Raw genomic sequence first — 12,553 nt, 5'->3', positions numbered from 1 at the left:
GCAACTTCAAGATCGAAAATAATAAAAAGAATAGATACTAGATAAAAACGCACATCAAACTTCATTCGAGAATCTCCAAACGGTTCAAATCCGCACTCATAAGCTGAAAGTTTTTCAGCATCCGGCTTGCTTGGCGCACAAAGAAAATTAACGACGATGAAAGCTATTCCAATTCCGATTGCAACGAACAAAAAGATTAAAATAGTTAAGTAATTTTGTAAGTATTCAAAGAACATTGGGCATTCTTATATAATAAGAATAAAAACAACCAAACATTCATTTAATGCAACTGTGAATAGATTTTCTAAAAGAAATTATTGTTTTTAAAGGGATTTTTTAAAGGAAACTATTTGTATTTTTCGATTTTTTCTTTCAGCTCTTTATATTCTTCGCAATTACAAGTTTTTAAAACTTCTAATCTCTTTTTAGCTTCGTCTAATCTTTTAGTTTGTAAATATAGCTCACCTAAGTATTCATTGGCCCCAACATGTTTTGGATTGATTTTAAGAGCAGCCAAATAAAATTTTTCCGCTTTTTCAAACTGTTTTAAATTTCTAAGAGAATAAGCGTAATCATTTAAAATATCAGGATTGCCTGCATTTTTACTATCTTTTAATAACGTTTCTAACATTGCAGCTGCTTGATCAAATTTTTTACTTTTAACTAAAGTTTTTGCCTCAGCATATGTTGGGTTCGTTTTTTGAATAATTTGAGGTGAAGGACCAGAATCTGCGGCTCTTGCACTTAGTGTATTGAAAGAAAATGTTAATAAAATGAATAGAAATATTGTTTTTATCATTAGTAAAATATGTTTTAATAATAATTATTAATTATGGTTAAAGCAATTAGAATTACAGAAACTGGAAAAGCAAATGTAATGAAATTTGTGGATGCTGAACTTAAAAAATTAGCACCCAATGAAGTTTTAATCAAAAATAAAGCAATCGGTTTAAATTACATTGATGTTTATCATCGCTCAGGAACATACCCACTACCTCTTCCAACCGGAATTGGTCTTGAAGCTGCTGGAGTTATTGAGGAAATTGGTTCTGATGTAAAAGAATTTAAAGTAGGTGATCGTGTGGCCCATGCTGCTGCCCCTCCAGGGTCTTATTCAGAAAAACAAGTTTATCCGCAAGAAAAATTAGTAAAAATTCCAGATTACATTTCAGATGAGATTGCCTCATGCATTATGCTTAAAGGAATTACTTCTGAATATTTATTACACCGTGCTTATAAAGTTAAAAAAGATCAGTTTATTTTATATCACGCTGCTGCAGGTGGAGTTGGCCAAGTGTTATGTCAGTGGGCAAAATCTTTAGGATGTAAAGTTATTGGAACTGTTGGTTCAGAAGATAAGGTTAAGATTGCAAAAGAGAATGGTTGTGATTTCGTTATTAATTATTCAAAAGAAAGTTTTTCACAAAAAGTAAAAGAAATTACAAATGGTAAAATGCTTGATGTAGTTTACGACGGTGTGGGCGCTAAAACATTTGAAGAGTCCATTGAATGTTTAGCTATTCGTGGAACCATGGTTTCCTTTGGTAATGCATCAGGATTAGTTGAAAAAGTAGATCCTAAAAAACACATCGCACCCAAAGGACTTTTTTTTACAAGACCTTCAATCGCTCACTATACCGTTACTAGGGAAGAATTAGTAAATAGCGCAAACACAGTATTTGAAGCTATCAAAACAGGTAAATTTAAAGTTAAAATATTTAAAAAATTTGCACTTAAAGATGCGGTAACAGCTCACGAAGAATTAGAAGCTAGAAAATTAACGGGTCCTTCAATCCTAGTTCCATAACTCAAATTGTCTGAGGATAAACAAAAAGAAATTATAGAAGTTAAAGAAGTTGAAGCTGAAAGAATTGATCATAACGAGTCCTTTCAACCAAGGTTTTCAAGATTTAAAAAAATACGCTTAAGTCCTCTTTTTCTAATATCTATATTAATTTATATAATTAGTGGAATTTGGGGTTTATTTATTTGTTTTGCTATAGTCAAAAATGTATTTGGTCCCATCATTGCATTTTTAGGATTAATTTTTTTTCCATTTGTTCTAACTCTTGCTCCTTGGTATGCGGCATTAGTTAATTATGATTTTTATCCACTCTTGATTGTTTATGGTGGAATAACTTTAGGAACTTTGTGTTTTAGAATTGCAATACGATCGACTTTTAAAAACAATTAATGGTGCCCTAAGAGAGACTTGAACTCCCAACCTACTGATTACAAATCAGTTGCTCTACCAATTGAGCTATTAGGGCATTTAGTAAAAAGATGATTTTAGTACATAATCTAAAATATAAAAACAAACATTATTTAATTAAAATTAAAATATTTGTTCTAAAATAATCAAAAAACCAATGACAAGCGTCATGTAACCAAAGGCTTTTTTTAATTTTATATCGCTTACTTTTTTGGAAAGAAATGTACCAATGATAGAACCAATGATTGTAAAGATCATTACGTAAATTACAAAATTCCAATCCGTTACAAATCCACTCATAACATCGCTGCCAAATCCAATTAAAGATTTTGTTGCAATAATAAAAAGAGATGTTCCAACAGCAGTCTTCATATTAAGACCTGTGAGCAATACAAGAGCAGGAATTATTAAAAAACCACCTCCCGCTCCTACAAATCCAGTAAGTTGTCCTACAATTAAACCTTCTAAAATAATCAAAACATTTCTTTCAAATTCATTTTTCTTTTTTGATTTTTCAAATTTAAGATTTCTATCGCGGATCATTAAGGCTGCAGAAGTGACCATTAAAAAAGCAAATAAAGACATAATTAAAATACTTTTAGTAATGGTAAGACCAATAAATATAAATTCGTTTGGAATATAAGGGACTAAAATCTTTCTTGCGATAATGACGCCAATAATTGAAGGAATTCCAAAAATGATGCCTACTTTAATATTGATTGTTTTATTTTTAAAATAAGTAAAAAATCCAAATAAAGCTGTTAGTCCTACAATTAATAATGAATAACTAGTACCTGCAATGACTGGTACCTTAAATAGATAAACCAAAATAGGTAGTGTTAATATAGAACCGCCCGCTCCTAATAAGGAAAGAACTGTTCCCATAATAAATGACGCAATAAGTCCTATAATAAACATTATTTAATGATGAGATATATTTTCAACTTTAAGCCCAGCTTTTTTCCAAGCTTGAATTCCTCCAATTAAATGTTTTACATATTTGAAGTCATAGGAGGCAGAAATTTGAACTGCAAGTGTAGATCTGTGTCCAACATTACAATAAATTAAAATTTTTTTTTCTTTCAAAAAAGATTTGTTTTCATGAAAATAATTTGAAATTTCATTAAATTTTATCTGAACAGATCCTGCAATTTGTCCATCTTTATGAATTTCATTATTTTCTCGAAGATCAATTAAGATATGATCTTTAGTTTCTAACTCTTTTTTAAATTGGTCAGCAGATATTCCGCTTGCAGTTTTTTGTCTTTCTAAATTGATACCAAGTGCCAAATTTCCAGGAACTGCGACATCCATAAATTTAGGATTAGGTAAATTTAAATTATTCATAATGTCTGCATACTCTTGGGCTGATTTTACTTGTAATCTTGGATTAAATCTTTTTTCTTCTCCAATAGTTGAGACCATCTCGCCTTTATAATCATGAGCTGGGTAAACTAAGGTTTGATCTGGTAATTTTAATAATTTATTAAACAAAGACTCATAAGCATCATAAGGACTTCCATTTTGAAAATCAGTTCTTCCAGTCCCTCTAATTAAAAGAGCATCACCAGTAAAAACTCTATCTTTCATAGCAAAACTAAAACTCTCCGAAGTATGACCTGGGGTATACATCGCCCTGATAGAAATTCCGTCAATTTTTACCTCCTCCCCATCTGCAACTTTCATGGATACGACATCCGCAGGGGTTCTATCACCCATCACAGTAATACAATTTGTTTTATCTCTTAACTCTGCCATGCCGCTAATATGATCTGCATGTATGTGGGTATCGATTACTTTTACTAATTTAAGATCTAACTGTTTTAAAATTCTAATATATTGTTCTACATTTTCAATGACAGGATCAATAATTAAAGCTTCTCTGCCTACTCCAGATGCAATGAGATAAGTATAGGTCCAAGATTTTTGATCAAAAAATTGTCTGAATAACATTTATTTTTATTTAAACCTTTCTTAAAACTAAATCCAATATTTAAGAATAATTTAATAACTAAAACTTATAGTTGTATTACTAATTTTTTTATTTGTTTACTAAAGATATAATTAAATTACTGTTTGCAATTATGAAATTGATAACAGCAATAGTTAAGCCTGAACAAGCAGATAACATAAAAAAAAAATTAAATGATATTGGTATTCACGGGCTCACCATGTCAGAAGTAAAAGGTTACGGAAGACAAAAAGGTCATACAGAATTTTATAGGGGTTCAAAATATGAAGTTACTTTTTTACCCAAAACTAAACTTGAGATCGCAGTTACAACTGCAAAATTAAAAAAAGTTTTAGACACAATAGTTAATACTGCTCGAACTGGTAAAATTGGCGATGGAAAAATATTTGTAACAAATCTTCAACAAGTAATTAGGATTCGAACTGGTGAAAAAGGACCAAAAGCAATTTAAATGGTGAATTTTGGTCATACTGCCTGGATATTAACTTCGACAGCGTTAGTATTGTTTATGACACTGCCGGGTCTTGCTCTATTTTATGCTGGGTTAGTTAGATCTAAAAACACAATATCTGTCCTTGCCCAATGTTTTTTAATAGCTGCATTAGTTTCTGTAATTTGGGTAGTTGCAGGTTACACTTTATCTTTTTCTGGCGAGGGATCCTTTATTGGCAATCTTGATAAATTCTTTTTAAAAAATATTAAAATCTCTTCACTAAGTGGTGAAATACCTGAATTACTATTTGTCATGTTTCAAATGACATTTGCAATTATAACTCCAGGATTAATAATTGGAGCCTTTGTTGAAAGAATTAAATTTTCTGCAGTTGTGTTATTTACTTTGTTGTGGGTCATTTTTGTATATGCCCCTGTAGCTCATTGGGTATGGGGAAATGGTTGGCTTGCTAAAAAAGGTGTTCTAGATTTTGCAGGTGGATTAGTAGTTCATACGACTGCGGGTATATCTTCCTTAGTTATTGCTTATTTTTTAGGCAGTAGAAAAGGGTTTCCAAAAATAGTTCATCCTCCACACAGTCCAGTTCTTGCTATGGTTGGTGCTTCAATGCTTTGGGTTGGTTGGTTTGGATTTAATGCTGGCTCAGCCTTAGCAGCTAATGGAAATGCCGCAATGGCAATGCTAGTTACTCATACTTCTGCTGCAACAGCTACTTTAACTTGGATGTGTATTGACTGGTATAAAAACGGAAAGCCAGGATTAGTTGGTATTATTACTGGAATGGTTGCTGGACTTGCAACGGTTACTCCTGCTTCTGGTTTTATCGGTCCTATGGGTGGAGTTATTCTAGGATTGTTATCAGGATGTATTTGTTATTGGTTTGTGGGATTTATAAAATTTAAATTAAAGATAGATGACTCTTTGGATGTATTTGCAGTTCATGGTGTTGGTGGAATTTTAGGAACTTTGCTAGCAGGAATTTTAGCAACGGATACTTTTGGTGGTTTAGGAATAGAAAAATCTGCTTTTGATCAAACCATTGTGCAAATTATTGGAGTTCTATCTGTTGCAATTTTTTCACTTATCGTAACTGTAATTATTGTTAAAATTATACAAAAAACCTTAGGTTTGAGAGTTAGTTCTCATCAAGAAGAATTTGAAGGAGTTGATTTAGGAACTCACGGAGAAAAAAGTTACAATCTTTAAAACAAGTCTACTTTTATTTTAGTGACTACTCGTCAATTCATTTAACCGACTAATCGTTCGTTGAAAAACTTTCTGCAATTTTACACTACTAGTAATTTGCTTAATTGGCACTGCTGCAGTTGCAACTAAACTTAATTGATTATCATAAATAATATCAATTAGATTTATAAATCGATACTGCTCATTAATTAATTCTTCTGTAAAATTTGGAATATTTTCAATAAAGAAAATTTTTACAATTTTACAAATTTCAATATAGTCCTCGGAACCATAGGTTTGAAAACATAAATCTTTAAAGTCAAATTTAGCAATTCCTGAGACATAATTATCAATAATTATTTTTCTCGCCTTAATTTCAATTTCTTTCGTATGAAATTGTTTTCCGCTTAAAACGGTAAATAAAACTTGATTAAAATTCTTTTTAGTTTGAGGATCTTTAATAATAAAAAATCTATTTTTTTTACTTAAATAAAGTTCTCTATAATCTTTTCCTGAGTCTAAAGAATAAATTACTGAGTTTTGTTTAATTGTCTCAATATAAGGAAGAAATTGATCCCGTTGAAGTCCCCCTAAATACAAGTCATCAGGTTTAGTGTTAGAAGTTGTAATTATAAAAATATTTTTTTCAAAAAACTGCTCTAATAATTTACCTAAAATCATTGCATCTGCGATATTAGTAATTTGAAACTCATCAAAAAAAATAATATCAAAATCTTCTTTAAATTTTTTTACAATTTTTGGTAAAGGATTTTTTTCGTTTTTTAATTTGTGAAGTTTATTATGAATATCCACCATAAACTTATTAAAATGGGTCTTTAAAACTCGTTTTTGATTAAGATATTCAAGAAAGAAATTAACAATCATCGTTTTGCCAACCCCCACACTGCCATATAAGTAAAAGCCTTTAGGCTTTTTGCTTGAAAAAATATTTGTAACCGACTTTAAGAAAGAAGGGGTTAATTGTTCGGTCAATTCTCCAAGCGTTTTAATTAAATCTTCCTGATTTATGTTTTTATGGAGGCCGTTTTTCTTGACATATTTTTTAAATGCCTCGGAAATATTTAAGTGATACATTAGCTTAGTTATTAAAGGATTTTAAATTTTTCACAAATGCATAGATCGTATAATAAAATTCACGTAATTGCAGACTCAAGTCCAAATGCACAGGCTGCAAAAAGATCTATTACTAAAAAATATAAAAATTTTTCAATTAATGATTCGGATGTATTTATTATTCTAGGCGGTGATGGATTTATGTTAGCTTCCCTTAAAAAATATCAAAAATATAAGATTCCATTTTACGGAATGAATAAAGGTAATCGCGGATTTTTATTAAATAAATTTGATGAAAAAGATTTAATTAATAAAATTAATAAAGCTGACATTGCAGAACTTCATCCACTCGAAATGTATGCAAAAAATAAAAATGGTAAAATTAAAACTGCTATTGCTGTAAATGAAGTATCTGTTTTTAGAGAAACTCGTCAAGCAGCAAAACTTGAAATTAAAATTGATAATAAAGTTAGAATGAAAGAAATTGTTTGTGATGGAACTTTAGTTGCTACCCCTGCTGGTAGTACTGCTTATAATTTGTCAGCTCGAGGTCCAGTATTAGATTTAGAATCTAATTTATTGGCGCTTACACCCATTTCACCGTTTAAGCCAAGGGGATGGAGAGGTGCTACTATAAATAGTAATGCAAAAGTTTCTATTAAGAATTTAGATCCAAAAAAAAGACCCGTGAGCGTGGTTGCTGATAATATTGAATTTCGTGATGTTTTAAATGTTAGTGTTTATTTAAATAAAAATAAAACTTTTAGACTTTTGTACGATAAAAAATATGGTTTAAAAGAGAGAAATTTAGCAGAACAATTTAAATTTTAAAAGACTCACCACAGCCACATCGTTCTGTTTCATTTGGATTATTAAATACAAAAGAAGATGAAAATTTATCTTCTTTGTAATCCATCTTTGTTCCAAGCAAATACATAATAGCTTTTGGATCAATAAATACTTCAACCCCATTATCTTTTACTACTTCGTCATTGGGAATAGTTTCTTTTAAATAAGTCATTTCATATTCCATTCCAGCACAACCTCCTGACTTTACAGAAACACGAACTCCTCTAACACCACTCTCAGCGTTACTTAAAATTTCTTTAATACGCTTTGCAGCATTATCAGAAATAGAAATTAATTGTTTTGTCATATGTTTAAAGCTAATTTTGCAACCTCCGACATCTTACTTTTATCCCACGGTGGATCCCAAACAATTTTGACAACCACTTCATCATAATGTCCTAAACTTTCAACAGCCTTTCTAACATTGTTAGGAATGCTTTGAGCTTCTGGACAATTTGGAGAAGTAAGAGTCATGTCAATTTCGCAATTCTTATCCTTAAGCCTTACATCATAAATAAGACCTAACTCATAAATATCAACTGGTATCTCAGGATCAAAGATAGTCTTTAATTTATCTTTTATTTCATCAATTTTTTGTGCATGTTCCATTAGTCAATTACTTCCGAATTAATTGGTTTTTTTTCATCATCTAATGCCGCTCTTAGAGTATGCCAAGATAATGTCGCACATTTTACTCTCATTGGAAATCTACCAACTCCAGCAAGGGAAGAGAATTTAATGTGCTCATCTTCTGATAAACCTATTTTTTTTATTTCTTGTCCTTCTTTAATCATTTTAAAAAATGCACTTAATAATTCTCTTGCTTGTTTTTCAGATTTTCCTTTAACGATCTCTGTCATGATCGATGAGGACGCAACAGATATAGCGCAACCTGAACCTTCAAATGAGATGTCTTTTACTTTTTTGTCATTATTTAAACTTAAGTAGACATGAATATTATCTCCACATAAAGGATTATGTCCTTCTGCATCATGATTAAATTCATGACACTTACCAAAGTTTCTTGGCTTTTTACCGTGGTCTAATATCAAGTCTTGATAAAGTTCAGTTAAATCCATTATTTTAATTTAAATATTTTTTTACATTTCTTGATACTTTCGCATATAGCATCAATATCTTGTTTATTATTATAAACACCAAACGACATTCTAAGAGATGATCCAATTTTCATCTTTTTATGAAGAATTTGACAACAGTGATGACCTGCTCTTACTGCGATATCATCCTCGTCAAAAACCGTTGATGCATCATGTGCATGAACACCTTTAATATTAAAAGAAAATACGCTTGCCTTAGTTGAAGGACTGCCTACGAATTCAATATCATTAAACTTACTAATTTTATCTAAAGCATAGGATGCTAAACTTTGCTCATGACTTATAATATTTTTAACTTTTATATCTTTAACAAATTTAACTGCTTGTTTTAGAGCAACTACTTCTGCAGATGCTAACGATCCAGCTTCAAACTTACTTACGCCTGATGCGTAAGTAATATTTTTAGTATCAACATTTTGTATCATCCCGCCACCCCCGATAAATGGTTCAAATTGTTCAATCCATTTATTTTTCATATATAAAATTCCAACACCTGTGGGTCCATAAATTTTATGACTAGAGAATGCATAAAAATCACAATCTAAATCTTTAAGATCTACATGAGTATGAGCGACTGCTTGTGTGCCATCGATGCAGATGGGTATTTTTTTAGCCTTAGCAATTGAAATTATTTTTTTAATATCTGTTGTTAGGCCAGTAACATTTGATATGTGAATAACACTAATAATTTTTGTCTTAGTAGTAATGAGTGAAGTTAATTTATTAACTTCAACCTCACCATCTTCATTGATTGGAATAAATTTTATATTTACTTTTTTTTTTCGTAAAAAATGCCACGGAACGTAATTAGAGTGGTGCTCAGCCTCGGTTAATATTATTTCATCACCTTCTTTTAAAAATTTACCAAAGCAATGAGCTACTAAATTTAATGACTCTGTTGAATTTTTAGTAAATACAATCTCACCTTCTGTACCATTAACAAATTCTTTAATTACCTCTCGAGTACTCTCGTAATTAGCTGTAGCTCTTGCAGCAAGACCATATACAGCTCTACCAATATTAGCATAATGATTTTTATAAAAGTCCTCTAAAGTATCAATAACTTGCTTTGGTTTTTGTGCAGAATTTGCAGTATCAAAATAGATAAGATTTTTATTGGATTTAAATATTGGAAACTGACTTTTAATATCCTTTAAATTCATGACACAATATCTTCAGTTTTCATTAGAAAATAATTCTTAAAATACTCATCTGAAATTTTATCAATCACCTCAGATAAAAAACCTTGAATGATTAATTTTTTGGCTTGAATTTTTGTAATCCCTCTTGCCATTAAATAAAATAGCTCATCTTTATTTAATGATGTGGATGATGAACCGTGGCTGCACTTTACATCATCAGCATATATTTCAAGTTCAGGCTTTGAGTGAAAAGTACACTGATCAGATAGTAAAACACTCTTAATTAACTGATAACCATTCGTCTTTTGGGCTATCTGATCAACAAATATTTTACCTTGATACACTCCTTTAGCAGTGTCATCGATAATACTTTTTGAAAACTGATAGCTCTGTGTATTTTCAGCTAAGTGATTAATTTTAACTTTGATTTCATGATCTTCGTTATCTTTTAAGAACTGCGTATAATACAAATAACATTCGGATAAGGATTCATTTAAATTGATTTCAACTTCATCTCTGATTGTTTTAACTATATTTGAAAATATAAAACTTTCATAATTTCCACTTGCCGCAATATTAAGTTTTTTAAATCTGTAAATACAATTTTCAGTGTTATTAGAATTAAGAATATAATTTTTAATTTGGGAATTTTGTTCAACATCAATATTTGTATTGATGCTAATAAATGTCTTTTTATTTTCATTTGTAAATTTTTCATAGACTGACGCTTTTGAATTTTTATTTATCAAAATGTAATTTTTTTGATGCAATTGCTTTTGATCAATTTTTGAATTGTACTGATGATAAATGATAATCGGTAAATCTAAATTATCTTTAATTTCTAAATAAAAACCTACTTTTGCTAATGCGTTGTTTACAGCAACAAGTGGATTTTTTTTATTACTAAATAATTTTGATAAATTCTTATTATTTTTTTTATAATATTCGTCAATTGTCGTAATAATTAATTTATCTTTGTCTTTTCCGATAAAGTCTGTTTTTTGAACTAATCCGTTTACTATAATAATTTTATTATGTTTAAAGTTTTCAAAAACTTTTTCATTAATAGTTTCGTTATTAGTTTTATAAATTTCGAGCTGTTTATTATTTTCTAAAAAATAATTTAATTGAGATTGTTTCCAATCTTCATCTTTTCTAGTTGGATATCCGTGTTTATTAAAAAGATTTAAACTAAGTGCTCTTAATTCACTTACCTCTTTAATATCAGTAATAGTATTCATGTTAGTTAGATTGCTTTTTGAAATTCCTTATAGCCAATCTTATCAAGCTCTTGTGCAAGTTTAGAACAACCCGTTTTAACAATAGTGCCATTCACCATAACATGAACGAAATCTGGTTTGATATAATCTAACAATCTTTGATAGTGAGTAATAATTAAGAAAGATCTATTAGGTGATCTTAAAGCGTTTACTCCATCTGCAACAACTTTAAGAGCATCAATATCTAGTCCTGAGTCTGTTTCATCTAAAATTGCAAGATCTGGTTCTAACAGTGACATTTGTAAAACTTCATTACGTTTTTTTTCTCCACCTGAAAAACCAACGTTTAAAGCTCTACTTAATTGCTCATCTTTAATGCCAAGTTTTTTAGCATGTTGTTTTACTAAAGATAAAAATTCAACTAAATCTACTTCTTTTTCACCTTTTGCTTTTTTAACTGCATTCAATGATGTTTTTAAAAAGTTATTCATAAATACCCCTGGAATTTCAATTGGGTATTGGAATGCTAAAAATATTCCCTTCTGCGCTCTTTCGTCAGCCTCAAGTTCGATAATATTCTCATTCTTAAACATTATTTTACCATCAACTTCATAACCATCTTTACCGGCTAATACATATGAGAGTGTACTTTTTCCTGATCCATTAGGGCCCATAATTGCGTGTACTTCGCCTTTTCCAATCTTAAGATTAAAATCTTTTAAGATGTTTTTTTCACCAACACTTACATTTAATTTTTCAATACTTAACATTAACCAACGCTCCCTTCTAAACTGATGCTAACTAATTTTTGTGCTTCTACAGCAAATTCCATAGGAAGCTGTTGTAGTACTTCTTTACAAAACCCGTTTACAATTAAACTTACGGCTTCTTCTTGATTTAAACCTCTTTGCTTGCAGTAAAATAATTGCTCCTCACTAATTTTAGATGTTGTTGCCTCATGTTCTGTTGTTGATGTTGAATTTTTATTATCAATGTAGGGAACTGTATGGGCTCCACATAAATTTCCAACTAATAATGAATCGCACTGAGTATAATTTTTAGCATTACTTGCTTTTGAATTAATGCTTACAAGACCTCTATATGTATTATCAGCGTGACCAGCGGAAATTCCTTTTGAAATAATTCTACTCTTTGTATTTTTTCCAAGGTGAATCATTTTAGTTCCGGTGTCTGCTTTTTGATAATTATTTGTTATTGCAATTGAATAAAATTCACCAGAGGAGTTATCACCTTGTAAAATACAACTTGGATATTTCCAAGTAATTGCTGAACCAGTTTCAACTTGTGTCCATGAAATTTTAGAATT

At 30.1% G+C, this 12,553-nt stretch carries 17 protein-coding genes and 1 tRNA gene; 5 read left to right on the top strand and 13 right to left on the bottom strand.

Going from position 1 to position 12,553, the window contains the following annotated elements; genetic code table 11:
• Positions 1–236: NADH-quinone oxidoreductase subunit A (gene ndhC, locus AC8IGH_RS04080; protein WP_507419444.1), on the bottom strand; the 236-nt coding region annotated here is incomplete at its 3' end.
• A 110-nt stretch (positions 237–346) separates the two neighbouring features.
• Complete coding sequence (locus AC8IGH_RS04075; RefSeq protein WP_507419443.1) at positions 347–799, bottom strand: tetratricopeptide repeat protein; 453 nt, start codon at positions 797–799, stop codon at positions 347–349.
• 33 nt (positions 800–832) lie between these two features.
• Between AC8IGH_RS04075 and AC8IGH_RS04070 the strand changes: the two genes are divergently transcribed.
• The gene (locus AC8IGH_RS04070; protein WP_507419442.1) at positions 833–1,807 is read left to right on the top strand and encodes a quinone oxidoreductase family protein; all 975 of its coding nucleotides are present in this window, start codon (positions 833–835) and stop codon (positions 1,805–1,807) included.
• A 6-nt stretch (positions 1,808–1,813) separates the two neighbouring features.
• On the top strand, positions 1,814–2,194 hold the full coding sequence (locus AC8IGH_RS04065) for a hypothetical protein (RefSeq protein ID WP_507419441.1): 381 nt from the start codon (positions 1,814–1,816) through the stop codon (positions 2,192–2,194).
• On the opposite strand, the gene AC8IGH_RS04060 is transcribed toward AC8IGH_RS04065, so the two are convergent.
• The 3 genes from AC8IGH_RS04060 to AC8IGH_RS04050 all read right to left on the bottom strand — a co-directional run bounded on the left by AC8IGH_RS04060 (position 2,195) and on the right by AC8IGH_RS04050 (position 4,165).
• Positions 2,195–2,270 (bottom strand) — tRNA-Thr (locus AC8IGH_RS04060).
• 65 nt (positions 2,271–2,335) lie between these two features.
• Positions 2,336–3,130, bottom strand: coding sequence for a sulfite exporter TauE/SafE family protein (locus tag AC8IGH_RS04055; RefSeq protein WP_507419440.1), 795 nt, complete (start codon positions 3,128–3,130; stop codon positions 2,336–2,338).
• Positions 3,131–3,133: 3 nt separating this feature from the next.
• Positions 3,134–4,165: an MBL fold metallo-hydrolase gene (locus tag AC8IGH_RS04050; protein WP_507419439.1), complete on the bottom strand. Its 1,032-nt coding sequence runs from the start codon at positions 4,163–4,165 to the stop codon at positions 3,134–3,136.
• A gap of 131 nt (positions 4,166–4,296) precedes the next feature.
• On the opposite strand from AC8IGH_RS04050, the gene AC8IGH_RS04045 reads away from it, so the two are divergent.
• Together AC8IGH_RS04045 and AC8IGH_RS04040 are read left to right on the top strand one after the other, a co-directional pair.
• Positions 4,297–4,635, top strand: a complete 339-nt coding sequence (locus AC8IGH_RS04045; RefSeq protein ID WP_507419438.1) for a P-II family nitrogen regulator — start codon at positions 4,297–4,299, stop codon at positions 4,633–4,635.
• Positions 4,636–5,844 (top strand): ammonium transporter, encoded by a 1,209-nt coding sequence (locus AC8IGH_RS04040; protein WP_507419437.1) that lies wholly within the window; start codon positions 4,636–4,638, stop codon positions 5,842–5,844.
• A gap of 18 nt (positions 5,845–5,862) precedes the next feature.
• Here AC8IGH_RS04040 and zapE read toward each other — a convergent pair whose 3' ends face one another.
• Complete coding sequence (zapE, locus tag AC8IGH_RS04035; protein WP_507419436.1) at positions 5,863–6,918, bottom strand: cell division protein ZapE; 1,056 nt, start codon at positions 6,916–6,918, stop codon at positions 5,863–5,865.
• Between the two features lie 36 nt (positions 6,919–6,954).
• Here zapE and AC8IGH_RS04030 point away from each other — a divergent pair, with 36 nt between their 5' ends.
• Positions 6,955–7,728 (top strand): NAD kinase, encoded by a 774-nt coding sequence (locus AC8IGH_RS04030; protein WP_507419435.1) that lies wholly within the window; start codon positions 6,955–6,957, stop codon positions 7,726–7,728.
• On the opposite strand, the gene AC8IGH_RS04025 is transcribed toward AC8IGH_RS04030, so the two are convergent.
• From AC8IGH_RS04025 to AC8IGH_RS03995, 7 genes are all read right to left on the bottom strand, one after another.
• Positions 7,718–8,053, bottom strand: a complete 336-nt coding sequence (locus AC8IGH_RS04025) for a HesB/IscA family protein (protein WP_507419434.1) — start codon at positions 8,051–8,053, stop codon at positions 7,718–7,720. The two genes, AC8IGH_RS04030 and AC8IGH_RS04025, sit on opposite strands and share 11 nt — an antisense overlap.
• The gene (locus AC8IGH_RS04020) at positions 8,050–8,355 is read right to left on the bottom strand and encodes an iron-sulfur cluster assembly protein (protein WP_507419433.1); all 306 of its coding nucleotides are present in this window, start codon (positions 8,353–8,355) and stop codon (positions 8,050–8,052) included. Before AC8IGH_RS04020 ends, AC8IGH_RS04025 begins: the two co-directional genes overlap by 4 nt.
• On the bottom strand, positions 8,355–8,825 hold the full coding sequence (gene sufU / locus AC8IGH_RS04015; protein ID WP_507419432.1) for a Fe-S cluster assembly sulfur transfer protein SufU: 471 nt from the start codon (positions 8,823–8,825) through the stop codon (positions 8,355–8,357). The genes AC8IGH_RS04020 and sufU overlap by 1 nt, the downstream gene beginning before the upstream one ends.
• Complete coding sequence (locus AC8IGH_RS04010) at positions 8,825–10,027, bottom strand: aminotransferase class V-fold PLP-dependent enzyme (RefSeq protein WP_507419431.1); 1,203 nt, start codon at positions 10,025–10,027, stop codon at positions 8,825–8,827. Before AC8IGH_RS04010 ends, sufU begins: the two co-directional genes overlap by 1 nt.
• On the bottom strand, positions 10,024–11,247 hold the full coding sequence (locus tag AC8IGH_RS04005) for a SufB/SufD family protein (RefSeq protein WP_507419430.1): 1,224 nt from the start codon (positions 11,245–11,247) through the stop codon (positions 10,024–10,026). Before AC8IGH_RS04005 ends, AC8IGH_RS04010 begins: the two co-directional genes overlap by 4 nt.
• Before the next feature lie 5 nt (positions 11,248–11,252).
• Positions 11,253–11,996, bottom strand: a complete 744-nt coding sequence (sufC, locus tag AC8IGH_RS04000; RefSeq protein ID WP_507419429.1) for a Fe-S cluster assembly ATPase SufC — start codon at positions 11,994–11,996, stop codon at positions 11,253–11,255.
• Positions 11,996–12,553, bottom strand: a 558-nt coding sequence (locus AC8IGH_RS03995) for a SufD family Fe-S cluster assembly protein (RefSeq protein ID WP_507419428.1), incomplete at its 5' end; no start/stop codon positions are given. The genes AC8IGH_RS03995 and sufC, both read right to left, overlap by 1 nt.

The organism is Candidatus Allofontibacter sp. (assembly GCF_038145245.1).
Lineage (GTDB): Bacteria > Pseudomonadota > Alphaproteobacteria > Pelagibacterales > Pelagibacteraceae > Fontibacterium.
The sequence above is the reverse complement of the archived record's forward strand: the minus strand, read 5'-3'. Positions and strand labels throughout refer to the sequence as shown.

Coding starts and splice junctions, on each gene's coding strand:
- sufU (WP_507419432.1), bottom strand. CDS start 8,825: ATGGATTTAACTGAACTTTATCAAGACTTGATATTAGACCACGGTAAA.
- AC8IGH_RS04050 (WP_507419439.1), bottom strand. CDS start 4,165: ATGTTATTCAGACAATTTTTTGATCAAAAATCTTGGACCTATACTTAT.
- AC8IGH_RS04045 (WP_507419438.1), top strand. CDS start 4,297: ATGAAATTGATAACAGCAATAGTTAAGCCTGAACAAGCAGATAACATA.
- AC8IGH_RS04020 (WP_507419433.1), bottom strand. CDS start 8,355: ATGGAACATGCACAAAAAATTGATGAAATAAAAGATAAATTAAAGACT.
- AC8IGH_RS04055 (WP_507419440.1), bottom strand. CDS start 3,130: ATGTTTATTATAGGACTTATTGCGTCATTTATTATGGGAACAGTTCTT.
- AC8IGH_RS04075 (WP_507419443.1), bottom strand. CDS start 799: ATGATAAAAACAATATTTCTATTCATTTTATTAACATTTTCTTTCAAT.
- AC8IGH_RS04025 (WP_507419434.1), bottom strand. CDS start 8,053: ATGACAAAACAATTAATTTCTATTTCTGATAATGCTGCAAAGCGTATT.
- AC8IGH_RS04030 (WP_507419435.1), top strand. CDS start 6,955: ATGCATAGATCGTATAATAAAATTCACGTAATTGCAGACTCAAGTCCA.
- AC8IGH_RS04005 (WP_507419430.1), bottom strand. CDS start 11,247: ATGAATACTATTACTGATATTAAAGAGGTAAGTGAATTAAGAGCACTT.
- AC8IGH_RS04070 (WP_507419442.1), top strand. CDS start 833: ATGGTTAAAGCAATTAGAATTACAGAAACTGGAAAAGCAAATGTAATG.
- zapE (WP_507419436.1), bottom strand. CDS start 6,918: ATGTATCACTTAAATATTTCCGAGGCATTTAAAAAATATGTCAAGAAA.
- AC8IGH_RS04040 (WP_507419437.1), top strand. CDS start 4,636: ATGGTGAATTTTGGTCATACTGCCTGGATATTAACTTCGACAGCGTTA.
- sufC (WP_507419429.1), bottom strand. CDS start 11,996: ATGTTAAGTATTGAAAAATTAAATGTAAGTGTTGGTGAAAAAAACATC.
- AC8IGH_RS04010 (WP_507419431.1), bottom strand. CDS start 10,027: ATGAATTTAAAGGATATTAAAAGTCAGTTTCCAATATTTAAATCCAAT.